The 23,581-nt window shown below is 55.6% G+C and carries 27 protein-coding genes; 10 read left to right on the top strand and 17 right to left on the bottom strand.

The features are described 5' to 3' along the window. Positions 1–57: 57 nt before the first annotated feature. Both msrA and IM295_RS15010 read left to right on the top strand, forming a co-directional pair. Positions 58–699: a peptide-methionine (S)-S-oxide reductase MsrA gene (gene msrA / locus IM295_RS15005; RefSeq protein ID WP_028015284.1), complete on the top strand. Its 642-nt coding sequence runs from the start codon at positions 58–60 to the stop codon at positions 697–699. A gap of 211 nt (positions 700–910) precedes the next feature. Continuing rightward, positions 911–2,248 carry a hemolysin family protein gene (locus IM295_RS15010; protein WP_028015283.1) on the top strand — a complete coding sequence of 446 codons (1,338 nt, stop codon included), beginning with the start codon at positions 911–913 and terminating at the stop codon, positions 2,246–2,248. 75 nt (positions 2,249–2,323) lie between these two features. Here the strand turns inward: IM295_RS15010 and IM295_RS15015 are convergent, their stop codons facing one another. Then, positions 2,324–2,530: a DUF1107 domain-containing protein gene (locus tag IM295_RS15015; RefSeq protein ID WP_008501430.1), complete on the bottom strand. Its 207-nt coding sequence runs from the start codon at positions 2,528–2,530 to the stop codon at positions 2,324–2,326. A gap of 324 nt (positions 2,531–2,854) precedes the next feature. Between IM295_RS15015 and IM295_RS15020 the strand changes: the two genes are divergently transcribed. Further along, positions 2,855–3,412 carry a YtfJ family protein gene (locus tag IM295_RS15020; protein ID WP_193066887.1) on the top strand — a complete coding sequence of 186 codons (558 nt, stop codon included), beginning with the start codon at positions 2,855–2,857 and terminating at the stop codon, positions 3,410–3,412. Here IM295_RS15020 and cysQ read toward each other — a convergent pair. Continuing rightward, positions 3,406–4,146, bottom strand: a complete 741-nt coding sequence (gene cysQ / locus IM295_RS15025; protein WP_193066888.1) for a 3'(2'),5'-bisphosphate nucleotidase CysQ — start codon at positions 4,144–4,146, stop codon at positions 3,406–3,408. The two genes, IM295_RS15020 and cysQ, sit on opposite strands and share 7 nt — an antisense overlap. 190 nt (positions 4,147–4,336) lie before the next feature. On the opposite strand from cysQ, the gene IM295_RS15030 reads away from it, so the two are divergent. Beyond that, complete coding sequence (locus IM295_RS15030; RefSeq protein WP_193066889.1) at positions 4,337–6,280, top strand: bifunctional 2',3'-cyclic-nucleotide 2'-phosphodiesterase/3'-nucleotidase; 1,944 nt, start codon at positions 4,337–4,339, stop codon at positions 6,278–6,280. Between the two features lie 40 nt (positions 6,281–6,320). Here the strand turns inward: IM295_RS15030 and IM295_RS15035 are convergent, their stop codons facing one another. Next, positions 6,321–6,707 (bottom strand): helix-turn-helix domain-containing protein, encoded by a 387-nt coding sequence (locus tag IM295_RS15035; RefSeq protein ID WP_028015279.1) that lies wholly within the window; start codon positions 6,705–6,707, stop codon positions 6,321–6,323. Between the two features lie 84 nt (positions 6,708–6,791). On the opposite strand from IM295_RS15035, the gene IM295_RS15040 reads away from it, so the two are divergent. The 3 genes from IM295_RS15040 (at position 6,792) to IM295_RS15050 (ending at position 9,586) form a co-directional block, all read left to right on the top strand. After that, entirely contained in the window at positions 6,792–7,640 is an 849-nt protein-coding gene (locus IM295_RS15040) for an SDR family oxidoreductase (protein ID WP_193066890.1), read from the top strand. Positions 7,641–7,720: 80 nt separating this feature from the next. Next, positions 7,721–8,545 (top strand): AraC family transcriptional regulator, encoded by an 825-nt coding sequence (locus IM295_RS15045; protein ID WP_047366988.1) that lies wholly within the window; start codon positions 7,721–7,723, stop codon positions 8,543–8,545. A gap of 75 nt (positions 8,546–8,620) precedes the next feature. After that, positions 8,621–9,586, top strand: a complete 966-nt coding sequence (locus tag IM295_RS15050) for a DMT family transporter (RefSeq protein WP_193066891.1) — start codon at positions 8,621–8,623, stop codon at positions 9,584–9,586. A gap of 79 nt (positions 9,587–9,665) precedes the next feature. Here the strand turns inward: IM295_RS15050 and IM295_RS15055 are convergent, their stop codons facing one another. Next, the gene (locus IM295_RS15055) at positions 9,666–11,315 is read right to left on the bottom strand and encodes a methyl-accepting chemotaxis protein (protein WP_045259627.1); all 1,650 of its coding nucleotides are present in this window, start codon (positions 11,313–11,315) and stop codon (positions 9,666–9,668) included. 244 nt (positions 11,316–11,559) lie between these two features. Between IM295_RS15055 and ytfE the strand changes: the two genes are divergently transcribed. After that, positions 11,560–12,222, top strand: coding sequence for an iron-sulfur cluster repair protein YtfE (gene ytfE, locus IM295_RS15060; RefSeq protein WP_047366985.1), 663 nt, complete (start codon positions 11,560–11,562; stop codon positions 12,220–12,222). 86 nt (positions 12,223–12,308) lie between these two features. Here the strand turns inward: ytfE and cycA are convergent, their stop codons facing one another. Beyond that, complete coding sequence (cycA, locus tag IM295_RS15065; RefSeq protein ID WP_193066892.1) at positions 12,309–13,718, bottom strand: D-serine/D-alanine/glycine transporter; 1,410 nt, start codon at positions 13,716–13,718, stop codon at positions 12,309–12,311. Between the two features lie 312 nt (positions 13,719–14,030). Next, positions 14,031–14,651 carry an FKBP-type peptidyl-prolyl cis-trans isomerase gene (gene fklB / locus IM295_RS15070; protein WP_008502892.1) on the bottom strand — a complete coding sequence of 207 codons (621 nt, stop codon included), beginning with the start codon at positions 14,649–14,651 and terminating at the stop codon, positions 14,031–14,033. Between the two features lie 233 nt (positions 14,652–14,884). Between fklB and IM295_RS15075 the strand changes: the two genes are divergently transcribed. Then, positions 14,885–15,523 (top strand): OapA family protein, encoded by a 639-nt coding sequence (locus IM295_RS15075; protein WP_028015272.1) that lies wholly within the window; start codon positions 14,885–14,887, stop codon positions 15,521–15,523. Between the two features lie 46 nt (positions 15,524–15,569). Here IM295_RS15075 and IM295_RS15080 read toward each other — a convergent pair whose 3' ends face one another. From IM295_RS15080 to rpsF, 5 genes are all read right to left on the bottom strand, one after another. After that, a complete protein-coding gene (locus tag IM295_RS15080; RefSeq protein WP_063437233.1) occupies positions 15,570–16,499 on the bottom strand; it encodes a DMT family transporter in 930 nt (309 codons plus the stop codon). Positions 16,500–16,651: 152 nt separating this feature from the next. Continuing rightward, a complete protein-coding gene (gene rplI / locus IM295_RS15085) occupies positions 16,652–17,101 on the bottom strand; it encodes a 50S ribosomal protein L9 (RefSeq protein ID WP_006810372.1) in 450 nt (149 codons plus the stop codon). 41 nt (positions 17,102–17,142) lie between these two features. Beyond that, a complete protein-coding gene (gene rpsR / locus IM295_RS15090) occupies positions 17,143–17,370 on the bottom strand; it encodes a 30S ribosomal protein S18 (RefSeq protein ID WP_000135199.1) in 228 nt (75 codons plus the stop codon). Positions 17,371–17,374: 4 nt separating this feature from the next. Next, positions 17,375–17,689, bottom strand: coding sequence for a primosomal replication protein N (priB, locus tag IM295_RS15095; protein WP_028015270.1), 315 nt, complete (start codon positions 17,687–17,689; stop codon positions 17,375–17,377). Positions 17,690–17,695: 6 nt separating this feature from the next. After that, positions 17,696–18,091: a 30S ribosomal protein S6 gene (rpsF, locus tag IM295_RS15100; protein WP_014068637.1), complete on the bottom strand. Its 396-nt coding sequence runs from the start codon at positions 18,089–18,091 to the stop codon at positions 17,696–17,698. 340 nt (positions 18,092–18,431) lie between these two features. On the opposite strand from rpsF, the gene yjfY reads away from it, so the two are divergent. Continuing rightward, positions 18,432–18,707 (top strand): DUF1471 family protein YjfY, encoded by a 276-nt coding sequence (yjfY, locus tag IM295_RS15105; protein WP_041911476.1) that lies wholly within the window; start codon positions 18,432–18,434, stop codon positions 18,705–18,707. Between the two features lie 140 nt (positions 18,708–18,847). On the opposite strand, the gene IM295_RS15110 is transcribed toward yjfY, so the two are convergent. The 6 genes from IM295_RS15110 to ulaA are packed head-to-tail and all read right to left on the bottom strand — an operon-like array spanning position 18,848 to position 23,255. Beyond that, positions 18,848–19,534, bottom strand: a complete 687-nt coding sequence (locus tag IM295_RS15110; RefSeq protein ID WP_193066893.1) for an L-ribulose-5-phosphate 4-epimerase — start codon at positions 19,532–19,534, stop codon at positions 18,848–18,850. Next, a complete protein-coding gene (locus tag IM295_RS15115; protein WP_153656793.1) occupies positions 19,527–20,387 on the bottom strand; it encodes an L-ribulose-5-phosphate 3-epimerase in 861 nt (286 codons plus the stop codon). The genes IM295_RS15110 and IM295_RS15115 overlap by 8 nt, the downstream gene beginning before the upstream one ends. A gap of 9 nt (positions 20,388–20,396) precedes the next feature. Next, positions 20,397–21,047 carry a 3-keto-L-gulonate-6-phosphate decarboxylase UlaD gene (gene ulaD / locus IM295_RS15120; RefSeq protein ID WP_023334265.1) on the bottom strand — a complete coding sequence of 217 codons (651 nt, stop codon included), beginning with the start codon at positions 21,045–21,047 and terminating at the stop codon, positions 20,397–20,399. A 12-nt stretch (positions 21,048–21,059) separates the two neighbouring features. Continuing rightward, positions 21,060–21,527: a PTS ascorbate transporter subunit IIA gene (gene ulaC / locus IM295_RS15125; protein WP_045259633.1), complete on the bottom strand. Its 468-nt coding sequence runs from the start codon at positions 21,525–21,527 to the stop codon at positions 21,060–21,062. 9 nt (positions 21,528–21,536) lie between these two features. Next, positions 21,537–21,842, bottom strand: a complete 306-nt coding sequence (gene ulaB / locus IM295_RS15130; protein ID WP_003856022.1) for a PTS ascorbate transporter subunit IIB — start codon at positions 21,840–21,842, stop codon at positions 21,537–21,539. Positions 21,843–21,854: 12 nt separating this feature from the next. Beyond that, positions 21,855–23,255, bottom strand: coding sequence for a PTS ascorbate transporter subunit IIC (gene ulaA, locus IM295_RS15135; protein WP_193066894.1), 1,401 nt, complete (start codon positions 23,253–23,255; stop codon positions 21,855–21,857). Between the last annotated feature and the right edge of the window lie 326 nt (positions 23,256–23,581).

The raw sequence follows: 23,581 nt of genomic DNA on the forward strand, positions 1-23,581 counted from the left end.
CAATTAAACGCTTCGTGACAACCTTAACCGAAACATCGCACCCCGGGAGGCCCCATCGTGAGTTTATTCGACAAGAAGCATCTGGTTTCACAAGCTGATGCATTACCGGGACGCAACACCCCTATGCCTGTGGCGACCTTACACGCCGTCAATAACCATTCAATGACCAACGTTCCTGATGGAATGGAAATCGCCCTGTTCGCCATGGGCTGCTTCTGGGGCGTTGAACGCCTCTTCTGGCAGTTGCCCGGCGTTTACAGCACCGCGGCCGGCTACACGGGCGGTTATACGCCGAATCCAACCTACCGCGAAGTCTGCTCCGGCGAAACCGGCCATGCGGAAGCGGTACGCGTGGTATATGACCCGACGGTCATCAGCTACGAACAGCTCCTGCAGGTCTTCTGGGAAAACCACGACCCGGCGCAGGGCATGCGTCAGGGCAACGACCACGGCACACAGTATCGCTCGGCCATTTATCCGCTCACGCCTGAGCAGGACGCCGCCGCGCGCGCCAGCCTTGAGCGTTTCCAGCAGGCCATGCGTGAAGCAGGCGATACGCGCGAGGTGACCACGGAAATCGCCACCGCGAAGCCGTTCTACTATGCCGAGGACGATCATCAGCAGTATCTGCACAAAAACCCGTACGGCTACTGCGGCATCGGGGGCATCGGCGTCTGCCTGCCGCCACAGCTGGCCTGATTATTAACCGTTAAATCGTCACCCGTACCGGACAGCGCACGCTGTCCGGTCTGTTTTATGCCAAAAATGTGACCTCTGGCAGATTTACATCTCTTTACGCTATACTACCGCTGAAATAATCGGCTCAACGCTACGAGCTGACGTTCTACGTGTTTTCACACAAATGGTATCAACTCCCCTTCTGAGGATCTGGCGAGAAGCCGGATAAACTATGTTAAACAGTATTTTAGTAATACTTTGTCTTATTGCCGTCAGTGCATTTTTCTCGATATCTGAGATCTCGCTGGCCGCGTCCCGCAAAATCAAACTTAAGCTGCTTGCCGACGAGGGCAACATCAATGCCACCCGCATCCTGAAAATGCAGGAAAACCCCGGCATGTTCTTCACCGTGGTGCAGATTGGCCTTAACGCGGTCGCCATTCTCGGCGGTATCGTGGGCGATGCGGCCTTTTCTCCAGCGTTTTATAGCCTCTTTGTCAAATACATGTCCGCTGAGCTTGCCGAACAGCTGAGCTTTATTCTCTCCTTCTCGCTGGTAACCGGCCTGTTCATCCTCTTTGCAGACCTGACCCCGAAACGCATCGGTATGATTGCGCCAGAAGCTGTAGCTTTGCGTATCATCAACCCGATGCGCTTCTGTCTGTACGTGTTTCGTCCGCTGGTGTGGTTCTTCAACGGCCTGGCGAACGTGATTTTCCGCATCTTTAAGCTGCCAATGGTGCGTAAAGACGACATCACCTCTGACGACATTTATGCGGTGGTGGAAGCCGGCGCGCTGGCCGGGGTGCTGCGTAAGCAGGAACACGAGCTGATTGAGAACGTATTTGAACTGGAATCCCGTACCGTGCCCTCTTCCATGACGGGCCGTGAAAACATTATCTGGTTCGATTTACATGAAGATGAGCAGAGCCTGAAGAACAAAGTAGCGCAGCATCCTCACTCCAAGTTCCTGGTCTGTAATGAAGATATCGACCACATCATCGGTTACGTCGACTCCAAAGACCTGCTGAACCGCGTGCTGGCAAACCAGAGCCTGGCGCTGAACAGCGGCGTGCAGATCCGCAATACCCTGATTGTGCCGGACACCCTGACGCTCTCCGAAGCGCTGGAAAGTTTCAAAACCGCCGGGGAAGACTTCGCGGTGATCATGAATGAATACGCGCTGGTGGTGGGTATCATCACACTGAACGACGTGATGACCACGCTGATGGGAGACCTGGTTGGCCAGGGACTGGAAGAGCAGATTGTTCAGCGTGACGATAATTCATGGCTGATCGACGGCGGTACGCCGATTGAAGACGTCATGCGCGTGCTGGATATCGACGAGTTCCCGCAGTCCGGTAACTACGAAACCATCGGCGGCTTTATGATGTTTATGCTGCGTAAAATCCCGAAACGCACCGACTCGGTGAAGTTCTCCGGCTACAAGTTTGAGGTGGTGGATATTGATAACTATCGCATCGACCAGCTGCTGGTGACGCGTATTGACAATAAGCCGACCGTACTGGTGCCGAAGCTGCCGGACGCGGAAGAGAAGGTGTCGGCGTAACGTTCCTGCCCCCACAAACATCAACGGCTCCCATCGGGAGCCGTCTTTTTAACTACTTACTGCATAGCACGTTGGTTAAGCCATCTCAGTTTGCAGACGCATAACCTGACGGTTGACTTCGGACATCACAGACAGGTGCTGTTTGTCCTTCACTTTTGGGACAAGGATCTTGCCCTTATCAAACTCAAAAGCGCCAACATCCTTGATGTACAACCGTCCACGGAACAGGATCTTCACGTACTTCGCCACCTGAAGCGGGTTGTAGCGTTGGAAAATTTTCATTCTTGTATCTCCTGCGAATCATACGCTCTTGCGGTGCCACAATCGGCCCGACTGTCCTGAGCGCAAATTTTGATGCCCAATGACTATAGACCAGAACTACGGTGTTACCCAGTGTGCATAAGTTTATTTACCGTTTGATTACAATTATTCAGAATAATCTTTGCAAAGCGTGATAGAGAGCAGTATAAGCCGTCGTTTTTTCATGGATATGTGCGTTCACCCGCAAACTGGCACTCGGATTGCGGGAAAACCACATTGATCGCACTTATGATTAAAAGCGTATGACCAAGTGGTCGGATCACCTGCAAACAATAAGGAAACGCCATGACCCTACGTAACATCCTTGCGGCAGCCTGCCTGCTGCTGCCCCTGTGGGCTTCCGCTCACAGCATTGAAAAAGGACAACGTGTACCGCCAGTCGGCATTGCTGACCGGGGAGAATTGATTCTCGACAATGATAAGTTTAGCTATAAAGCCTGGAATAGCGCGCAGCTCGCGGGCAAAGTGAGAGTTGTACAACATATTGCCGGTCGTACATCCGCAAAAGAGAAGAATGCCAACCTCGTGGAGGCGATCAAGGCCGCAAAATTCCCTCATGGCCGCTACCAGACCACCACGATTGTGAACACCGATGATGCCATTCCTGGCTCCGGGATGTTTGTGCGTTCAAGCCTTGAGAGCAATAAAAAGCTCTACCCGTGGTCGCAGTTTATCGTCGACAGCAACGGCGTGACGCGTAAGGCCTGGCAGCTTGAGGAAGAGAGCTCCGCGATTGTCGTGCTGGATAAGGACGGCCGCGTGCAGTGGGTGAAAGACGGCGCGTTAACTCAGGAAGAGGTGCAGCAGGTTGTCGCCCTGCTGCACAAACTGCTGGCTCAGTAAAGAGAGACGCGGAAGCCGGGGTTGAGGAATGATTCGCGCGGGGTATAGTCCAGCGGCTTGCCCTGCCAGTCATGGACATGCGCCCCGGCGGCCGCGGCAACGGCATGGCCTGCCGCGGTATCCCAGACGTTGGTTGGCCCAAAGCGCGGATACAGCTGCGCCTGACCTTCCGCCACCAGGCAGAATTTCAGCGACGAGCCAATCGAGGTGGTCTGGTGTTCACCCAGCTGTTGCAGGTATTCCTCCAGCTCGCTGTCGCTGTGCGAGCGGCTAATCACCACCAGCGGTGGACGGGCATCGCGCACCTGGATCTGCTTGCGTACGCCGCACTCCTCCTTCCAGGCCTTCCCTTCTGCGGCGCTGTACATCACCTTCATTACCGGCGCGTAGACCACGCCGAGCACCGCTTTACCCTTCTCAATCAGGGCAATATTGACGGTGAACTCACCGTTGCGCTTGATGAACTCTTTTGTCCCGTCCAGCGGATCGACCAGCCAGTAGCGCTGCCAGTGCTTGCGCTCGTCCCAGCTTTGCGGCGCTTCTTCAGACAGAACGGGGATATCCGGCGTTAAGGTCTGCAGACCTTGCAGGATCACCTTATGCGCCGCGATATCGGCCGCCGTGACCGGGGAGTCGTCCGCCTTGCTGACGACCTCCATCGGTTTAACACCGTCATACACCTGCATGATGGCATCTCCCGCATCCCGTGCGAGCTGACAAATCTTATCTAGCATTTTCCACCTCTTTGTTAACGCAGTGAGGTTAACTCTTTGTTTTAGTTATATCGTAATGTGAACAATTCCGCTATCTGTGAAGCAATTCCGGTTTCAGGTCGCTTTTTTCTGTCAGGATTCACATTTCTGTAAGCAACAAACGATAGATACATACTCTTTTGTGGAACGGATCGAAAAAAGGACTCCTCTGATGATTAAGTTTAGTGCAACGCTTCTGGCGACGCTGATTGCAGCGAGCGTGCAGGCGGCGACGGTAGATCTGCGTATTCTGGAAACGACCGATCTGCACAGCAATATGATGGACTTCGATTACTACAAAGATACCCCTACGGAAAAATTCGGACTGGTACGTACAGCAAGTTTGATCAACGCCGCGCGGGGTGAAGTCAAAAATAGCGTGCTGGTGGACAACGGCGATCTCATTCAGGGCAGCCCGCTCGGCGACTACATGGCGGCGAAAGGTCTGAAGAAAGGCGAGATCCATCCCGTTTATAAAGCGATGAACACGCTGGACTATGCCGTCGGCAACCTGGGCAACCACGAATTCAACTACGGCCTGAAATACCTGCACGATGCGCTGGCCGGCGCGAAGTTCCCGTACGTTAACGCCAATATCATCGACGTTAAGACGCAAAAGCCGCTCTTTACCCCATACCTGATTAAAGAGAGTGAAGTTGTCGATCGGGACGGTAAAAAGCAGACGCTGAAAATCGGCTATATCGGCTTCGTACCGCCGCAGATCATGACCTGGGATAAAGCCAACCTCGACGGCAAAGTGACCGTTAATGACATTACCGAAACCGCGCGCAAGTACGTGCCGGAAATGCGCGCGAAAGGCGCGGATGTCGTTGTCGTGGTGGCTCACTCAGGCCTGTCAGCCGACCCGTACCAGGCCATGGCGGAGAACTCCGTTTATTATCTGAGCGAAGTCCCGGGCGTTGACGCGATCCTGTTCGGCCACGCTCACGCCGTTTTCCCGGGCAAAGATTTTGCCAGCATTAAAGGGGCGGATATCGAGAAAGGGACGCTCAACGGCGTGCCGTCGGTGATGCCGGGCATGTGGGGCGACCACCTTGGCGTGGTGGATCTGGTGCTAAATAACGACAGCGGCAGCTGGAAGGTGACGCAGTCAAAAGCCGAAGCGCGCCCAATTTACGACGCGGCGGCTAAAAAATCCCTGGCAGGTGAAGATAAAAAGCTGGTCGACGTGCTGAAGCACGACCACGACGCCACCCGCGAATTCGTCAGCAAGCCGATCGGCAAATCCGCCGACAATATGTACAGCTTCCTGGCGCTGGTGCAGGACGATCCGACCGTTCAGGTGGTCAACATGGCCCAGAAAGCCTATGCCGAACACTTTGTTCAGGGCGATCCGGATCTGGCAAAACTGCCGGTGCTGTCTGCCGCTGCGCCATTCAAAGTGGGCGGACGCAAGAACGACCCGGCAAGCTATGTTGAGGTCGAAAAAGGCCAGCTCACCTTCCGTAACGCCGCCGATCTCTATCTCTACCCGAATACCCTGGTGGTGGTTAAAGCCACGGGGAAAGAGGTGAAGGAGTGGCTGGAGTGCTCCGCCGGACAGTTTAACCAGATCGACCCGAAGAGCAGTAAACCACAGCCGCTGATTAACTGGGACGGCTTCCGCACCTACAACTTCGACGTGATCGACGGCGTAAATTACCAGATTGACGTCACCCAGCCGGCGAAATATGACGGCGAGTGCCAGGCGATTAACCCGCAGGCCGAACGCATCAAAAACCTGACGTTCAACGGCAAGGCGATCGACCCGAATGCCACCTTCCTGGTGGTAACCAATAACTACCGTGCCTACGGCGGTAAGTTTGCCGGTACGGGAGATAGCCACATCGCCTTTGCCTCGCCGGACGAGAACCGCTCGGTGCTGGCGGCGTGGATCGGCGCGGAGTCGAAGAAGGCGGGCGAAATTCACCCGGCGGTGGATAACAACTGGCGTCTTGCGCCAATCCACAGCGATGCGAAACTGGATATCCGCTTTGAAACGTCACCGTCCGATAAGGCAGCCGCGTTTATTAAGGATAAGGCGCAGTATCCGATGAAGAAGGTTGCGACGGATGATATCGGGTTCGCGATTTATCAGGTGGATTTGAGCAGGTAGCGGTGATTGTGCCGGGTAAGGCGAAACCGCCACCCGGCTTTTACGCCGCACGCTCATCCCGATTCGCCATCACCTTCGGCGTATTGACTTCAATCCAGTCCGCCAGCGCGGCGACTTTCTCGCTCACCTCAATGCCCATCGGTGTCAGGCTATACTCGACGTGCGGCGGCACGACCGGATACGACACGCGATCGACAAACCCGTCCTGCTCCAGCGCCTGAAGCGACTGGGACAGCATCTTTTCGCTCACCCCGCCCATTTTATGGCGCAGCTCGCTAAAACGGTGCGTTCCTCCGCGCAGAGCCAGCAGGATCAGCACGCCCCAGCGGCTGGTAACGTGTTTAAGCACCTCCCGTGAAGGGCACTGTTCCGCGAAGAGATTGCCATCGCGCATTTGCTCGCTGAGCGTTGGGATCGTTTTTTTCATACTTACCTTTTTGTACGTACTTACTAAAAGTTAGCTATGGTGATAGTGTGCCACAACACCAGACAAACACGAAGGAGATTTATCATGATCGCGATTACCGGCGCTACCGGCCAGCTTGGCCAGCACGTTATTGAAGTACTGCTGAAAACCGTTCCAGCAAACCAGATTGTTGCCATTGTTCGTAACCCGGCGAAAGCTGAAGCGTTAAGCAACCAGGGTATTGTGGTTCGTCAGGCGGATTACACCGATAAGGCCGCCTTTACTGCCGCGCTGAGCGGCGTGGAAAAGCTGCTGCTAATCTCCTCCAGCGAAGTGGGCCAGCGCGCGACCCAGCACCAGAACGTTATCAACGCCGCCAAAGCGGCAGGCGTGAAATTTATCGCCTACACCAGCCTGCTGCACGCGGATAAATCACCGCTGGGTCTGCACGTTGAACATGTCGAAACCGAGAAAGCGCTGGCAGAATCTGGCGTGCCATACGCCCTGCTGCGCAACGGCTGGTACACCGAAAACTACCTGGCGAGCGCGCCGCCTGCGCTGGAACACGGCGTATTCATTGGTGCCGCAGGCGAAGGCAAAATTGCCTCTGCCACCCGCGCAGATTATGCCGCAGCGGCAGCCAAAGTGATCGCTGAAGAGGGTCATGCGGGCAAGGTATACGAACTGGCAGGCGACCACGGCTGGACATTGAGCGAGCTGGCGGCGGAACTGAGCAAGCAGAGCGGTAAACCTGTGGCGTATCAAAACCTGAGCGAAGCGGACTTTGCAGCCGCATTGAAGAGCGTGGGTTTACCCGCCGGGCTGGCGGATATGCTGGCGGACTCCGACGTGGGCGCGTCCAAAGGCGGCCTGTTTGACGACAGCTGTACCCTGAGCAAGCTGATTGGCCGCCCGACCACACCGCTGGCGGAGAGCGTCAAAGCCATTCTGTAATTGTTACGGATTGGTTATTTTTTGTGGCATCCCCTCGGGTCATCTCTGATAATGAAGCGATGACCCAGAGGAGGCTCACCGTGCAAGGCGTACCGGAACAGTTTATTGATGAGAGAGACAGCGCGCGCTTTCGCCATCTGGCGCAGCTGCCGGGCCTTGAACTCTATCACGCGCATATCTCTGACTACGCCTTTGAGCCCCACACCCATGAAGCCTTCGGCATCGGCACCATCGAAACCGGCGCCGAACGCTTTCGCTATCGCGGCACCCAGCATCTCGCACCTGAAAAATCCGTTGTTACCATGAACCCGGACGAGATCCATACCGGGGAGTCCGCGACCGAAGACGGCTGGCGCTACCGGATGGTCTACATCGAACCCGATCTTCTGGAAGAGGTAACCGGCCTGCGCCACTGGTGGTTCAGCGACGTAACCCGTTACGACCCGCAGCGCTCTCAGCAGATCGGCAGGCTAATTTACGGCCTGTGGCATACGGACGATCCGCTGGCGCAAAAAGGCTTATTGCTGGATCTGATCGAGACCTTTCAGCCGCTAGCCCATCACGCGCCGGTGGTTCAGGAAGGCGCACACCGGTTCGAGCGCGTGCGCGAGTATTTGCACGACAACTATATGCACGCCCTGACGCTGGACGAACTGGCGAACGTTGTCTCGCTCAGCCCGTACCATTTCCAGCGCCAGTTCAAAGCCCATTTTCACGTTACGCCGCACCAGATGTTGATGGCCATCCGCCTGTGGCGCGCCAAGGCGTTTCTCACCCACGGTATGCCCGCCGCCGAAGTCGCCGCCGCAACGGGGCTGACCGACCAGTCGCATTTAACCCGCGCCTTCACCCGCCGCTACGGCATTACGCCCGTGCGCTACCAGAAACAGGTCACCCGGCGCTAATGCGCAATCTCATACAATACGCGCGCGTTTCCCCCTTCTAGACTGAGTGCAGAGTAAATCAATGTGGATGGAAAAATGATTAGCGGCGTGTTGTATGCCCTGCTTGCAGGTCTGATGTGGGGGCTGATCTTTGTCGGCCCTCTGATCGTGCCGGAATACCCGGCGATATTGCAGTCTACCGGACGTTATCTGGCGCTCGGGCTGATTGCCCTTCCTCTGGCATGGCTGGGGCGTACGCGCTTGCGACAGCTCAGCCGTCAGGACTGGGGCACCGCGCTGGCGCTGACCATGATGGGCAATCTCATCTATTACGTCTGCCTGGCAAGCGCCATTCAGCGAACCGGAGCGCCGGTGTCGACCATGATTATCGGCACGCTGCCGGTGGTCATCCCCATCTTCGCGAATCTGCTTTATAGTCATCGGGACGGCAAGCTGGCGTGGTCGAAAATGATACCCGCCCTGGCCTGCACCGCCGTGGGGCTGGTGTGCGTCAATATCGCCGAGCTGCGCCACGGCCTGGCAGACTTCAGCTTATGGCGTTACGGTTCGGGGATCGTTTTAGCGTTCATCTCGGTCGCGTGCTGGGCCTGGTACGCCCTGCGCAATGCGCGCTGGCTGCGGGAGAACCCGGACAAACACCCGATGATGTGGGCAACGGCGCAGGCGCTGGTCACGCTCCCCGTCTCGTTAGTGGGGTATGCCAGCGCATGCCTCTGGCTGGGTCATCAGCAGCCGGAATTTGCCCAGCCCTTCGGGCCAAGACCCTGGGTCTTTATTGGCTTAATGGTTGCGATTGCGGTGCTGTGCTCCTGGGTGGGCGCGCTGTGCTGGAACATTGCCAGCCAGAAGCTGCCGACGGTGATCTTAGGGCCGCTGATTGTGTTCGAAACCCTGGCCGGGCTGCTGTACACCTTCCTGATGCGCCAGAGCGTGCCGCCGCTGTTAACGGCCTGCGGGATCGCGCTGCTGGTGGTGGGGGTGGTGATGGCGGTAAGAGCGAAGCCGGAAAAACCGAGGGTCGTTCCGGCTTCGGAGATGTGAGTCATGCCCAGCGGCGCTACGCTTGCAGGGCCTACAAAACCGTAGGTCTGGTAAGGCGTAGCCGCCACCGGGCAAGCCCTTAAAACGTTTCCCAGTTCGCTTCAGACGCCGTCGCTGCTGGCTGCGCTTTTGGCACATAGGTTTTCACCGGTGCCGCTTTGACCGCCTGATTACGCGTTATTTTGAACACTGCTACCGCTTCGTTCAGGCGTGCGGCCTGATCTTCCAGCGCCGCCGCTGCCGCCGCAGACTCCTCCACCAGCGAGGCGTTCTGCTGGGTCACGCGGTCCATCTCGGCTACCGCCTGGCCCACCTGGTCGATACCGCGGCTCTGCTCGTCAGAGGCAGAGGCAATTTCGCCCATGATGTCGGTCACGCGGGTAACCGCGTTAACGATTTCCGCCATCGTCGCGCCCGCTTCGTTCACCAGCTGAGAACCCGCGTTCACGCGCTCGCCGGAATCATCGATCAGCGCCTTAATCTCTTTCGCCGCCTGGGCGCTGCGCTGGGCAAGCGTGCGTACTTCTCCTGCAACCACCGCAAAGCCACGGCCCTGCTCGCCCGCACGCGCCGCTTCCACCGCCGCGTTCAGCGCCAGAATGTTGGTCTGGAAGGCAATGCCGTCGATAACGTTAGTAATTTGCGCGATTTTGCTGGAGCTGGTGGCGATCTCGTCCATGGTGCGCACCACGCCTTCCACCACGTTACCGCCCTTCTTCGCGGTTGAGGAGGCATCCAGCGCCAGACGAGACGCCTGACGCGCGTTATCGGCATTCTGCTTCACGGTGGCGGTCAGCTGTTCCATGCTGGCTGCCGTCTCTTCCAGAGACGCGGCCTGCTGCTCGGTACGGGAAGAGAGGTCGTTGCTGCCCGCCGAGATTTCACCCGCACCGGTATAGATGGTGTCTGCGCCTTCACGCACCACGCCCACAGTGTTCGCCAGCGAGGTTTGCATCTCCTGCACGTTGCGCGCCAGGATAGCCATTTCGTTTTTGCCTTCAGCCTGAATCGGCTGGGTTAAATCCCCTGCCGCGATGGCGCGGATATGGTTGATCACCTCTTCCAGCGGCAGCAGCAGCACCCGGCGCATGGCGATCCAGCTGGAGATAATCACCGCAATGACGAGGATCATGACGGCAGAAAGGATCCACAGGATGCGCTTGTAGTCGCTTTCGTTATCCTGAATGCCTTTACTGGTGAGCGCAGCCTGCGCCTCGCGCCACTCGCGATAGACCTTTTGCATTGCCGTCTGCTTCTGTTCGGCATTCTGTTTGAACATATCTTCCAGGTTGCCCTGGCCCAGCAGAACGTTCATTTGCGTCAACGTGGCGGAGTAGATGCGGTACTGCTCTTCCAGCCGATCGGCCAGGTTCTCATCCAGACCCGGGGTATTCGGCAGGGCGTAGTATTTGTCGTAATGGACCTGTGCATTGGCCAGCAGATTTTTCGCGGTGTTAACCAGCTCGTTCAGCTGTCCGCCGTTAATCTGAGAGGCCATGCTGCTTTGCAGACGCAGCATCCCGCGGTTTAGCGTGACGCGCGCCTGGTTCAGGCTGATCCAGGCGTCGGTAAATTCCGCCACGTTCTGGCTGGAAAGCTGCGACACGGTGAAGTTGTCTTTATCGTTATTCAGCGCGTTGATAAAGATACCCGCGGAAATCACTTGCATGATGCCGAGCACAAGCAGCACCGAAATAAGAAGAGTAATGACTTTTATACGTTTAAACATGCGTTGCCTTTGTTATATGCAGGTTTGTCTGACGTGTATCTATCGGCACGCGCGGCGGGTTGTTTACTGTTTCTCCACCTTTAAAAACTTTCTAAACCACTTTCCTAAATCCATTCAGGGAGTTAAACGGGACATTTTTTTGTGATCCGTGTCGCACTTTCTCCCTTCCCTCTAAAGGGTTATAGCGCCGCCTTAAAGATGCATTTAATATGCATCTTATATTCTTGATGACGAGGTAACTGCTATGGCCTTTCGTGACCACCCCCTCGGCGAGCTGGCGCTCTCCATCCCTCGCGCTTCCGCGCTGTTCCGTAAATACGATATGGATTACTGCTGCGGCGGTAAGCAAACGCTGGCGCGAGCGGCCTCGCGCAAGGAACTGGACGTGGAGGCTATCGAAGCGGAGCTGGCGCTGCTGGCTGAACAGCCTGTTGAAAAAGACTGGCGCACCGCCCCGCTCACGGAAATCATCGACCATATCATCGTGCGTTACCACGACCGCCACCGAGAACAGCTGCCTGAGCTGATCCTGCAGGCAACAAAAGTTGAGCGCGTACATGCCGACAAGCCTTCCGTGCCGCGCGGTCTGGCAAAATACCTGACCATGCTGCATGAAGAGCTTTCCAGCCACATGATGAAAGAAGAGCAGATCCTCTTCCCGATGATCAAACAGGGAATGGGAAGCCAGGCGATGGGGCCTATCAGCGTAATGGAAAGCGAGCACGATGACGCGGGCGAACTGCTGGACGTGATCAAACACACCACTAACAACGTCACGCCGCCGCCGGAAGCGTGCACCACCTGGAAAGCGATGTACAACGGCATTAACGAGATGATTGACGACCTGATGGAGCACATCAGCCTTGAGAATAACGTGCTGTTCCCGCGGGCATTGGCGGGGGAATAAAAAAGCCCGGTGGCGCTAGCGCTTACCGGGCCTACAACGTCCTCGAACATAGGCCGGGTAAGCGTCAGCGCCACCCGGCAACATGCTTAACGCAGGCCTGCCATACGTTTCTTACCGATAAACAGCCAGCCCAGCCCCAGCGCGATAAACCACAGCGGCGTGACGATCAGCGCCTGACGGGTGTCATCTTCGAGCGTCAGTAGCACCAGCACGAACACGAAGAACGCCATGCACACCCAGCACATCAGCTTGCCCAGAGGCATCTTGTAGATCGACTTCTCATGCAGGTGCGGACGCTGTTTGCGGTACACGAGGTACGAGCACAGGATAATGGTCCAGACGAACATGAACAGGATCGCCGACACCGTGGTGATCATAGTAAACGCGCCAATTACGCTTGGGTTTACGTAGAGCATCACCACGCCACCCAGCAGGCACATGCAGGAGAAGGTCAGCCCTTTCGCCGGTACCGCACGTTTAGAGAGTTTCGCAAAGGCGCTCGGCGCTACGCCCTCCTGCGCCAGACCAAACAGCATACGGCTGGTTGAGAACACGCCGCTGTTCGCAGACGATGCCGCAGAGGTCAGCACCACGAAGTTAATCAGGCTCGCCGCAGCAGGCAGCCCTACCAGCACGAACAGCTCAACGAACGGGCTCTTGCTGGGCACCACGGAGCTCCACGGCGTCACGGACATAATGATGATCAGCGCGAAGACGTAGAACATGATGATACGCACCGGTATGGAGTTGATGGCGCGCGGCAGGGACTTCTCCGGATCTTTGGTTTCCGCAGCGGTCGTTCCGACAAGCTCAATCCCCACAAACGCAAACACCGCAATCTGGAAGCCCGCAAAGAAGCCGCTGATGCCTTTCGGGAACCAGCCGCCGTCATTCCACAGATGGGTGAAGGACGCCTGAACGCCCGTTGGCGACTGGAAGTGCGTCAGGACCATCACCAGGCCCACCACAATCAGCCCCACGATAGCGACAATCTTGATCATCGCGAACCAGAACTCCATCTCACCGAACATTTTCACGGTGGCAAGGTTCAGGCTCAGCAGCAGAATAATCACCGCCAGCGAGGCGACCCAGTCCGACAGCCCCGGGAACCAGAACTGCGCGTAAGCGGTAATCGCCACGACGTCCGCCATGCCGGTGACCACCCAGCAGAACCAGTAGGTCCAGCCGGTAAAGTAGCCCGCCCACGGGCCGAGCAGGTCCGACGCGAAGTCGCTGAAGGATTTGTATTCGAGGTTCGAGAGCAGCAATTCACCCATTGCGCGCATCACGAAGAAGAGCATAAAACCGATGATCATATAAACGAAGATGATCGACGGCCCGGCAAGACTGATGGTTTTGCCCGACCCCATAAACAGCCCGGTGCCGATGGCACCGCCGATGGCGATAAGCTGTATATGACGGTTTGTGAGATTGCGCCGTAGCGACTGTTCAGACGTCGCCTCTTCTGCAGCGGCGACTTTGACCTGATCTACCATGTAATTTTTCCTGTTTATGCCTGTCTGTGTTGTTAAGGCTCTTCTGGCCTTTAAAAACGTCAAATAAATGACGGTCCCTTCGTAAGGGTTTATCGATATTAGGTAAGAATCGGCGGGATGAATACTATGATTTAGATATTATGTTAATAATATGTTGAAAGTGAGTGTCATATCACTCATACAGCGCGAAACAGCTCACAAAAATACACGCAACAGTTTCGTTTGCAACATAAAATGTTGATTCCGTCGTAACTATGGGTTTTATCACTATTTTCCTCTCCCCGGGCGGAGAGAGGAAATAAGAAAAGTCGATTACAGGATTTCCAGCAGCTCGACTTCAAAGACCAGGGTGCTGAATGGCGGGATGGACGCGCCAGCGCCACGCTCGCCGTAAGCCAGGTTGTGCGGGATGGTCAGTTCCCATTTGGAACCCACTGGCATCAGGGTCAGGGCTTCGATCCAGCCCGCAATTACGCCGTTGACCGGGAACTCAGCCGGTTCGCCGCGCGCCACGGAGCTGTCGAACACGGTTCCGTCGATCAGCTTACCGGTGTAGTGCACGCGAACGTGGTCGGTACGCGCCGGGATAGCGCCGTCGCCCTGGTTGATCACGCGGAACTGCAGGCCGGATTCGGTGCTGTTCACGCCTTCGCGCTCGCGGTTCTCTTCCAGATATTTCACGCCTTCGGCTGCCATCTCTTCGAAGCGCGCGCGACGCACAGCGTCAGCACGTTCGTGGATTTCACGCAGCGCACGATGCACAACGTCAACCGGAACGGCAGGCTGTTTACCTTCCAGCGCATCAGCGATACCCGCCACCAGCGCTTCAGGTAACAGACCTTCCAGGCCGGATTCGCTCAGCTGCTGTCCTACCTGCAAGCCGATACCGTAACTTGCCTGCGCTTCGATAGTGTCAAAAGTCGGGGTGGTCATGGGTTTTCCTTCCATCACATTTAAAGTAGCGGGCAGCATATCAGCCATGCCCTTATGGGTAAAACTTTGTCTGAAGTTAAGGTGACAAACCGCGACGAAACAGAAACAATAGAGACAACCAGGATTAATCCCGAACTGATGTCACGGATGTCCGGTTTGCTACGTCGTTCAGGCAGTTAGCGAACTATACTTCGAAGCACAGGATATAAAAGACGCGGAGCAGGAGGAGAGCCATGCCCGGGCGATTTGAACTGAAACCTACCCTGGCGAAAATCTGGCAGGCGCCGGACAATTTTCGCATTATGGACCCGCTGCCTCCTCTGCACCGCAGGGGGATCATCATTGGAGCGCTGATGGTGATCGTGGGCTTCCTGCTTCCTTCCGGCGGTGATGATGTTGATACCGCGCCGGTCACCCGCAATGCGCAGCTGGATCTTCAGTCGCAAACGCGGCCGCAGCCTGACGCGCAGCCGATGCAGACGCAGCTGGTAACCCCGTCTAACGATCCGGGTCAGGTCGCGCCTGTTGAACCCGAACCCGTTCAGGATGAACAGGAGCAGGCCGCAGCGCCGTCTGAGCCGCAAACCCAGCAGCCGACCGGCATTGAGCAGCAGTGGCGTTCCTATCGCGTGGAGCCGGGCAAAACCCTGGCACAGCTTTTCCGCGACCACAACCTGCCGCCGACCGACGTGTATGCCATGGCAAAAGTGGAAGGCGCAGGTAAACCGCTGAGTAACTTACAGAACGGCCAGATGGTGCAGATTCGCCAGAACGCCAGCGGGGTGGTCACCGGGCTGACCATTGATACCGGAAATGGGCAGCAGGTGCTGTTTACCCGCCAGCCAGACGGCAGTTTCATCAGAGCACGTTAATGGCGTATGCCGGGTAAGGCGAAGCCGCCACCCGGCACTTTTGTTCTCAGGCACTCCGTTTATTCACCCACCAGATCCCCGAGCAGACCAGCACCAGCGCAATCGCGTATTTGATATCCAGAATGTTTTCGCCGAGGAAAATGGCGGAAAGCACCGTCCCTGCAACAGGAATGACAAAGTTGAACGGAGCAATCATGCTTACCCGGTTCACTTTTAGCAGCGCGCTCCACAGGGCGAAAGCTACGGATGAGAGCAGCGTCAGATACCCCAGCACCGCAACGGCCTTCATGCTGTGCACTTCCAGCGTTCCGCCCGTGGCATAACCTCCCGCAACCAGCGCAGCCCCGCCTATCGCCAGCTGCCAGCCGGTCATCACCGTTGGGTCGACGGTCTGGGAAATACGTTTCCCGTAAAGCGTGGCGGCAGAGAGAATAAAAGCCGCCAGCACCACAAAACCGTCGCCTTTCCAGATAAACTGGAAATCGCTTAACCCACTGTGAAAGTTCACCAGCATCACCCCGGCAAACCCAAGAATACAGCCCAGCGTTTTGTTATAGCTGAGTTTGTCATTGTGGTAGATAAAGTGCGCCAGCAGTACGCTGAAGAAAGTCCCGGTGGCGTTCATGATTGAGCCGTTTACCCCCGTCGTGTAGGCCAGTCCTATATAGAAGAAAGTGTACTGAATGGTGGTCTGGGTCAGCCCGAGGATCGTGAGCTGGCCAAACTGCGCGGGCGTGAGCCTGCCAATCGGTTTGCGCTGGGCCAGCGCAAACAGCAGCAGCAAGGCACCGGCAAACAGAAAACGGTATCCGGCAAAAACGACTTTGGACGGAATATCATCGGTCGCGATCTGAAAGAGTTCGTAGCCATTTTTAATGGCCGGGTACGAGCTCCCCCAAAGCAGGCAGCAGAGCGTGGCGCAGGCGTAGGCCACATGTCGACGGGCAAAGACGGGCGTGGGCAGAGCGGTATCCATGACAAATCTCATAAATAAAATTGCGTTTCAATTTATTATCAGAGAATGCGTCAGGAATAGCTACCATACGAGATAAAAAGAGAATTTCCGGTAGCTTTAAATAGCAAAACGCCGGCACAAGGCCGGCGCTTCGACGCGAGCAGAGTAAAAAATTACTCAGCTACAACGTTAACAACCAGTTTAGCGAACACTTCGCTGTGAACCTGGAAGTCAACTTCGTGCTCACCAGTGGTACGCAGAACGCCGTTCGGCATGCGAACTTCGCTCTTAGCCACTTTAACGCCTGCTGCAGTAACTGCATCAGCGATATCGCGGGTACCGATGGAACCGAACAGTTTACCTTCGTCGCCAGCTTTGGAAGCGATGGTAACAGTGCCCAGTGCGTTGATTGCTTCAGCGCGAGCGTTAGCAGCCGCCAGAACGTCAGCCAGTTTGGCTTCCAGTTCAGCGCGACGTGCTTCGAAAAACTCTACGTTTTTCTTAGTAGCTGGAACAGCTTTACCCTGTGGAACCAGGAAGTTACGAGCGTAGCCCGCTTTAACGTTAACCTGATCACCCAGGCTGCCCAGGTTTGCTACTTTATCAAGCAGAATAACTTGCATTACCTTATCCTCTTAAAGTCGTATTAATGGACCGTGCCCGATTACTGATGACGATCAGTGTACGGCAGCAGGGACAGGTAGCGAGCGCGTTTGATAGCGCGAGCCAGCTGACGCTGATATTTTGCACGAGTACCGGTGATACGGCTTGGGACAATCTTACCGCTTTCGGTGATGTAGTTTTTCAGCGTTGCGATATCTTTATAGTCGATCTCTTGAACGCCTTCCGCGGTGAAACGGCAGAACTTGCGACGACGGAAATAACGTGCCATATGGCTAGTCTCCAGTATCTATCAAATCAATCTGCTCGGCATGCAGAACCATTTTGCTCAGGCCGTTCTTTGCCTTGTGGCAAGAGATGAACCCCTGAACGATTACTGCGCTACCGACCGTTAAACTGTGAGTAATGGCCTGGTTTTCGTGTCCGCTAATAATAACGGGCATTTGGCACCACGCCTGCCGGTGAAACCCGGCTTCCTCTTGCACAGAACGATGCTCAAGCACGAACTGGCAATGCGGAATTCCTGATGGACTGACCTTTCGAAGGGGAGCCCTGCATACGATGCCGGACAACGCCAGACGGTTGGTCATCAGAAATTACTCTTCAGAATCCCCAGCATCAGAATCATCTGCGGTTTCGTTTGCGAAATCATCGCGACGCTCACGGCGCTCGTCTTTCGCTTTAACCATCGGAGATGCTTCGGTAACTGCGTTTTTGGTACGCATAACCATGCTGCGGATAACGGCATCGTTGAAGCGGAAGGTAGTTTCCAGCTCATCGATCACTTCCTGCGGCGCTTCAACGTTCATCAGAACGTAGTGTGCTTTGTGCAGTTTGTTGATCGGGTAAGCCAGCTGACGGCGGCCCCAGTCTTCCAGACGGTGGATCGTACCTTCTGCACCAGTGATGGCAGCAGAGTAACGCTCGATCATACCCGGAACCTGTTCGCTCTGGTCAGGATGGACCATAAAAACGATTTCGTAATGACGCATCGAATTGCTCCTTACGGATTATTCAGCCTCCTGTCTGGGTCAGCCGAGGCCCGGGGAGGCAAGGAACGTGTTAAAGGTCGGCTGAAAAATTGACGCGTCATAATACTTGCCCCCCCCAGGAAACTCAAGCTGATTGCACAAATAATTCGCACAAAGCGTAAAGCTGGTCTAAGTGGGTGATTTAAAATTAATCGCATCAGGAAGCGTTGTTTTTTTGAACAATTGCATCAGAAATGGTCACGCATCCCCGCCGGAGGAATGATTACACTTTAATCAGAGATCAACTGAATTAAAGAAGGAGTATTTCCCTCACACAGCACGCAGTCGTGGAGCGCATATCATGAAAAAAATCGCAGTAGCCATAATGGCGGCGCTTTTGCTCAGTGCAAACGCGATGGCAGCCATCAAAATAGACGGCCGGCAGGCCAGAAACATGGATGATGTGCACAGCTTGGGCGTAATCTATATCAATCATAATTTCGCCACTGAAAGCGAAGCAGATCGGGCACTAAATGAAGAGACCGATGCCCAGGGCGCAACCTATTACCACGTGATGTTAACCCGTGAGCCCGGCAGCAACGGCAACATGCACGCCAGTGCAGATATCTATCGGTAACCTTTAACGCTAGCACCAGGAAAGCCAACAACGAGAACATAGCCATAGTTGACGTTGCCCCCTGTCCGGGGGCTTTTTTTTGTGAATGGCTCCGGAATACCACCGGTTACAACTATTTTTCGGTATTCCAGAGCACTTATTCACTTCTGCCCGTAGTAGGCATTCGGGCCGTGCTTGCGCATGAAATGCTTGTTCATCAGGTAATCGTCAATGCCCTGAAGCTGTGGGTTGATGCCGCGGGCAATCCACGCCATTTTAGCTACCTCCTCCATCACGACAGCATTATGTACCGCGTCGTGAGCATCTTTACCCCAGGAGAACGGACCGTGCTGATACACCACAATACCCGGCGTATGCAGCGGTTCGCTTTCACCCAACGTTTCGATGATGACCTTCCCGGTGTTGAGCTCGTATTCGCCTTCCACTTCAGCCTGCGTTAATGCGCGCGTGCAGGGGATGTCGCCAAAGAAGTAGTCCGCATGCGTTGTTCCCAGCGCCGGAATCGCCAGCCCCGCCTGTGCCCAGGCGGTGGCATGCGTGGAGTGGGTATGCACAACGCCACCCAGCGATAGATAACGCTGGTACAGCGCCAGATGGGTCGCCGTATCAGAAGAAGGACGCCATTTGCCCTCAACGACGTTTCCTTCGAGGTCGACCACCACCATATCGTCCGCTTTCATGGTTTCATACGCCACGCCGCTCGGCTTGATCACAACCAGACCTTGTTCTCGGTCGATGGCGCTCACGTTGCCCCAGGTGAACGTTACCAGGCCATAGCGCGGCAGATCCATATTGGCCTCAAAGACCTGCTGTTTCAGCTTAAGCATGTGCAACCTCCAGCAAACCCGCCCGCGCCATTCGCTCGCGCACCCAGTCCCGCGCTTTTGCCACTTCCGCAGCCGGATCGTCTGACGTTTCGCTCCACATCTCAATCAGATAAGGCCCGCAATACCCTGTCTGTTTGAGCGTCTCGAAGCACCGTTCGAAATCCACCACCCCGGTGCCGAACGGTACGTTTTTAAACACGCCAGGGCGGGTATCTTTGACGTGCACCGCCACGATATGCCCAATGCCCGCCTGCAGCTCCATCTGCACGTCGTTATCCCAGGCCGACAGATTGCCGATATCCGGATAAAGCTGGAACCAGGGGTTATTCAGATAGTGCGCATAGCCCAGCGCCTTGCTGATAGAGTTCATCAACGGGTAGTCCATGATCTCCATCGCCAGCGTGACCTGCGCGCGGCTTGCCATCTCAACGCTCTCTTTCAGGCCGTCACGGAAACGACGGCGCGTTTCGTCGTTGGCTTCCTGATAGTAGACGTCGTAACCCGCCAGCTGGATCACGCGGATGCCGACATCCTGCGCAAAACGAATGGCTTTGCGCATGATCTCCAGCCCTTCAGCGCGCACAGCATCGTCTTCACTGCCGAGCGGAAAACGGCGGTGGGCGCTCAGACACATGGACGGCACGCGCACGCCGGTTTCGGCAATGGCGCCCACCAGCGCCAGGCGCTGCTCGCGACTCCAGTCGAGGCGAGAAAGGCGCACATCCGTCTCATCCACGGACATTTCGACAAAATCGAAACCCAGCTGTTTTGCCAGCCGTAACCGCTCCAGCCAGCACTCCCCTGCAGGGAGTGCCTTTTCATAGATGCCAAGCGGGACCTGTTTTGACAACATACCCGCTCCTTAACCCCAAAGCTGAGCGATTGAGCGTTTGAACTGACGCGCTGCTTCCACCGGAGATGCCGCGTCGCGAATGCTGCGGCCAGCGATAAAGACGTGAATAGGGATGCCCTGGAACAGCGGCAGATCTTCCAGCGCCAGGCCACCGGTGACGGTGACTTTGAAGCCCATATCCGCCAGACGCTTAATCGCGCTGATATCCGCTTCACCCCACGCCACGCCTGCGGCTTGCGCATCGCGGCTGCGGTGATAAACCACCTGCTGGATGCCCGCATCGCGCCACTCCTGCGCCTGCTCCCAGGTCCAGAAGCCGGTCAGTTCAATCTGCACGTCGCCGTTAAACTCTTTTGCCACGTCCAGCGCGCCTTTGGCGGTGTTGATATCCGCACAGCAGATCACGGTGACCCAGTCGGCGTTGGCTTCAAAGCACATGCGGGAAAGGATTTTGCCTGCGTCAGCAATCTTGGCATCCGCCAGCACGATTTTGTGCGGATAGAGCGCTTTCAGGTCACGAACGGCGCGCACGCCTTCGCCCACGCACAGAATGGTCCCCACTTCGATGATATCCACCTCCTCCGCAATCAGGCGGGTGGTTTCGTAAGCGTGAGACAGCGTCTGGTTATCCAGCGCAACTTGCAACATTGGTAATGACATGTTCAATTCCTCTTAAACGGCCGCCGCAGTGGCGTTATCAATTAAATCCAGCACTTCCTGCGCGGTGCGGCAGGCGCGTAAACGGTCAAAATTGGCTTCGTCATCAAACAGGTTGACGATCTGCATGATGCCCACCTCCTGGTGGGTGTTGGCATCAACGGCCGCCATGGTGATGAGAATATCGACCGGGTCGTTATCTTCGTGGTTGAACACCAGCGGCGTTTTCAGGGTCACCAGCGCAAAACCGGTTTTCTTGACGCCCTCTTCCGGGCGGCCGTGCGGCATGGCCAGGCCCGGCGCAATCACGAAATAGGGGCCGTGCTGCGCCACGCCATCCAGAATGGCCTGGTAATAGCGCGGCTCGACAACGTCCGCCTTAACCAGCAGATCCACACTCAGCTTCACCGCTTCCTGCCAGGTGCTGGCGTCGGCCTGTAAAAGGATGGCGTTATTCTCTGCCAGCGAATCACGTAGTTTCATGTGGCGTCCTTACTTCACGTCTTGTGGGAAGTGTTCTTTGATCACTTCCAGCAGTTTTGGCCCGAAATCCGCAGGCGACAGCATGTTGCGCACGCCTACCACATATTTGTTGCCCGACACGCTAATCTCACCGGCAATATGAGTTGAAGCGATGATGATGTCCGCGCCGTTCAGTTCACTTTTGTATTCACCCACTGCGCAGCTGTTCACCGTGTGGTCGATGTTTGACTGGGTCAAAAACTGGTCCACTTTCATCTTCATGATCATGGAGCTACCTTGCCCATTGCCACACACAGCCAGGATACGTACGGTCATAATCGAAACTCCTTAATGAGCAGACACTTCTGCTGTTTGTTTTTCCGCATCTTCTTCAGCTCGCAGCGAACGGCCAGCGAAGAACATATAAGCCAGAGCAATCAGGATGATGACGGCCATAAAGGCCAGACCGACGGAGGCAAAGCCCTGCATCATCGGCGGTGCCAGAATTGACCAGTCCGCCATGCCCATCCAGGCGCTCATACCGGTGAGCTTGACCGCCCACACGCAACCGAAGATTTCCACCATGCCCATCACCAGGCAGATCTTGAGCGCCGCGCGCCAGCCGCCGAAGTGGTTCGCAAACACGCCAATGGTGGCGTTGGAGAAGAACATCGGGATAAAGCCAGGAATGATCAGGATTGAGGAGCCGCAGCCCACCAGGATGCCCACCGCAATCAACTGGCCGATGGTGCCCCACATAAAGCCCCAGACGACGGCGTTTGGCGCAAAGCTATAGATAGCCGCACAGTCAATCGCCAGTACCGCACCAGGGATCAGGCGCTGAGAGATGCCGTTAAAGGCTTCCGACAGCTCGGCGACGAACATACGCACGCCCTGAGTGATGATGAAAATCGCTACCGCGAAGGAGAAACCAGTCTGCAGGATATAGACCGTCCAGTGGGTTTTACCCGCCATCGCCTGCACGACGTCAATGCCGAAAGAGAGCAGAATGGCGCCGAAGAAGATGGTCATCACAATCGCCGTTGAGACGATGTTGTCGTGGAAGATATTCAACCAGCTAGGCAGTTTGAGGTCTTCGACACTCTCCTCTTTTTTGCCCAGGTACGGCGCAACTTTATAGGCAATCCAGGCGGCAAACTGCTGCTGGTGACCGATGGAGAAGCCACAGCCGTCGGTCACGATCTGCGTTGGCTTGTACATCATGTTGGAGGTGATACCCCAGTAGAGCGAGACCAGCACCGCGGTGCAGATAATCGTGGTCCACATTGGGTAACCGAAGATATAGAGAGAAACCGCGATCAGCCCCGCCTGCTGGAACATGATGTGCCCGGTGAGCATGATGGTGCGAATGCCGGTAATGCGGCGCAGGAGCACGTAAATGATGTTCAGCGCCAGCGCGAGCAGCACCGCATACCCCACCCAGCTATAGGCATCACCCATGCGATCGATGGTCGCCATCATTGAGGCGTACGTATCAGAGATAGCGCCGTTGATGCCATACACTTCCGACATTTTGGCGACGACTGGCTTAAACGTACCGGTGAGAATGCCTGACCCCGCCTGCAACAGCATGAAACCGATAATGGTTTTGATGGTGCCTTTAATAATCACGCTGACGCTTTTACGCAGCAGGATGTACCCCAGGCACGTCACGATACCCAGCAACAGCGGGGCGTTGGTCATTACCTGATTAAAGAAAACGGTAAAGACGTTGTAGAGGATCTCCATAACTCTCTCCAGAAATGAGAACACGAGGGGCAATCCCTGTGCGGTTGGTGCCATCACTCTATTAATCACAAATAATCACCACAAGATTGCATTTGATTATTTGTGACGCATCACGCAATTTATTTCCATGCTGTTAGTAATGATTTTCACTACCGCACCACAAAAATAAATTAATCCTTATAATTCATCGAATTAATGTTTAATGCAGGATAATCTAACAAGTAAAGAGTGGAGAGTCCGTGAAGTCGCGCAGATAAAATTCCGCATTTTGACCATTGCAAAGCACGTCAAATAGTGCCAGCATTAATCATAACGAATCACTATGT

Origin of the sequence: Enterobacter cloacae complex sp. P14RS (genome assembly GCF_014895895.1) — a bacterium.
GTDB classification, from domain to species: Bacteria; Pseudomonadota; Gammaproteobacteria; order Enterobacterales; family Enterobacteriaceae; genus Enterobacter; species Enterobacter bugandensis.

What these genes read in the sequence shown, in the direction of transcription:
- IM295_RS15055 (WP_045259627.1), bottom strand. Translation starts at nt 11,315, where the DNA reads ATGTTTAAACGTATAAAAGTCATTACTCTTCTTATTTCGGTGCTGCTT.
- IM295_RS15110 (WP_193066893.1), bottom strand. Translation starts at nt 19,534, where the DNA reads ATGCTTAAGCTGAAACAGCAGGTCTTTGAGGCCAATATGGATCTGCCG.
- ytfE (WP_047366985.1), top strand. Translation starts at nt 11,560, where the DNA reads ATGGCCTTTCGTGACCACCCCCTCGGCGAGCTGGCGCTCTCCATCCCT.
- IM295_RS15010 (WP_028015283.1), top strand. Translation starts at nt 911, where the DNA reads ATGTTAAACAGTATTTTAGTAATACTTTGTCTTATTGCCGTCAGTGCA.
- cysQ (WP_193066888.1), bottom strand. Translation starts at nt 4,146, where the DNA reads ATGCTAGATAAGATTTGTCAGCTCGCACGGGATGCGGGAGATGCCATC.
- IM295_RS15040 (WP_193066890.1), top strand. Translation starts at nt 6,792, where the DNA reads ATGATCGCGATTACCGGCGCTACCGGCCAGCTTGGCCAGCACGTTATT.
- priB (WP_028015270.1), bottom strand. Translation starts at nt 17,689, where the DNA reads ATGACCAACCGTCTGGCGTTGTCCGGCATCGTATGCAGGGCTCCCCTT.
- IM295_RS15080 (WP_063437233.1), bottom strand. Translation starts at nt 16,499, where the DNA reads ATGGATACCGCTCTGCCCACGCCCGTCTTTGCCCGTCGACATGTGGCC.
- rpsR (WP_000135199.1), bottom strand. Translation starts at nt 17,370, where the DNA reads ATGGCACGTTATTTCCGTCGTCGCAAGTTCTGCCGTTTCACCGCGGAA.
- rplI (WP_006810372.1), bottom strand. Translation starts at nt 17,101, where the DNA reads ATGCAAGTTATTCTGCTTGATAAAGTAGCAAACCTGGGCAGCCTGGGT.
- ulaA (WP_193066894.1), bottom strand. Translation starts at nt 23,255, where the DNA reads ATGGAGATCCTCTACAACGTCTTTACCGTTTTCTTTAATCAGGTAATG.
- cycA (WP_193066892.1), bottom strand. Translation starts at nt 13,718, where the DNA reads ATGGTAGATCAGGTCAAAGTCGCCGCTGCAGAAGAGGCGACGTCTGAA.
- IM295_RS15050 (WP_193066891.1), top strand. Translation starts at nt 8,621, where the DNA reads ATGATTAGCGGCGTGTTGTATGCCCTGCTTGCAGGTCTGATGTGGGGG.
- fklB (WP_008502892.1), bottom strand. Translation starts at nt 14,651, where the DNA reads ATGACCACCCCGACTTTTGACACTATCGAAGCGCAGGCAAGTTACGGT.
- ulaB (WP_003856022.1), bottom strand. Translation starts at nt 21,842, where the DNA reads ATGACCGTACGTATCCTGGCTGTGTGTGGCAATGGGCAAGGTAGCTCC.
- IM295_RS15020 (WP_193066887.1), top strand. Translation starts at nt 2,855, where the DNA reads ATGACCCTACGTAACATCCTTGCGGCAGCCTGCCTGCTGCTGCCCCTG.
- yjfY (WP_041911476.1), top strand. Translation starts at nt 18,432, where the DNA reads ATGAAAAAAATCGCAGTAGCCATAATGGCGGCGCTTTTGCTCAGTGCA.
- ulaC (WP_045259633.1), bottom strand. Translation starts at nt 21,527, where the DNA reads ATGAAACTACGTGATTCGCTGGCAGAGAATAACGCCATCCTTTTACAG.
- IM295_RS15030 (WP_193066889.1), top strand. Translation starts at nt 4,337, where the DNA reads ATGATTAAGTTTAGTGCAACGCTTCTGGCGACGCTGATTGCAGCGAGC.
- IM295_RS15035 (WP_028015279.1), bottom strand. Translation starts at nt 6,707, where the DNA reads ATGAAAAAAACGATCCCAACGCTCAGCGAGCAAATGCGCGATGGCAAT.
- IM295_RS15075 (WP_028015272.1), top strand. Translation starts at nt 14,885, where the DNA reads ATGCCCGGGCGATTTGAACTGAAACCTACCCTGGCGAAAATCTGGCAG.
- ulaD (WP_023334265.1), bottom strand. Translation starts at nt 21,047, where the DNA reads ATGTCATTACCAATGTTGCAAGTTGCGCTGGATAACCAGACGCTGTCT.
- IM295_RS15015 (WP_008501430.1), bottom strand. Translation starts at nt 2,530, where the DNA reads ATGAAAATTTTCCAACGCTACAACCCGCTTCAGGTGGCGAAGTACGTG.
- rpsF (WP_014068637.1), bottom strand. Translation starts at nt 18,091, where the DNA reads ATGCGTCATTACGAAATCGTTTTTATGGTCCATCCTGACCAGAGCGAA.
- IM295_RS15115 (WP_153656793.1), bottom strand. Translation starts at nt 20,387, where the DNA reads ATGTTGTCAAAACAGGTCCCGCTTGGCATCTATGAAAAGGCACTCCCT.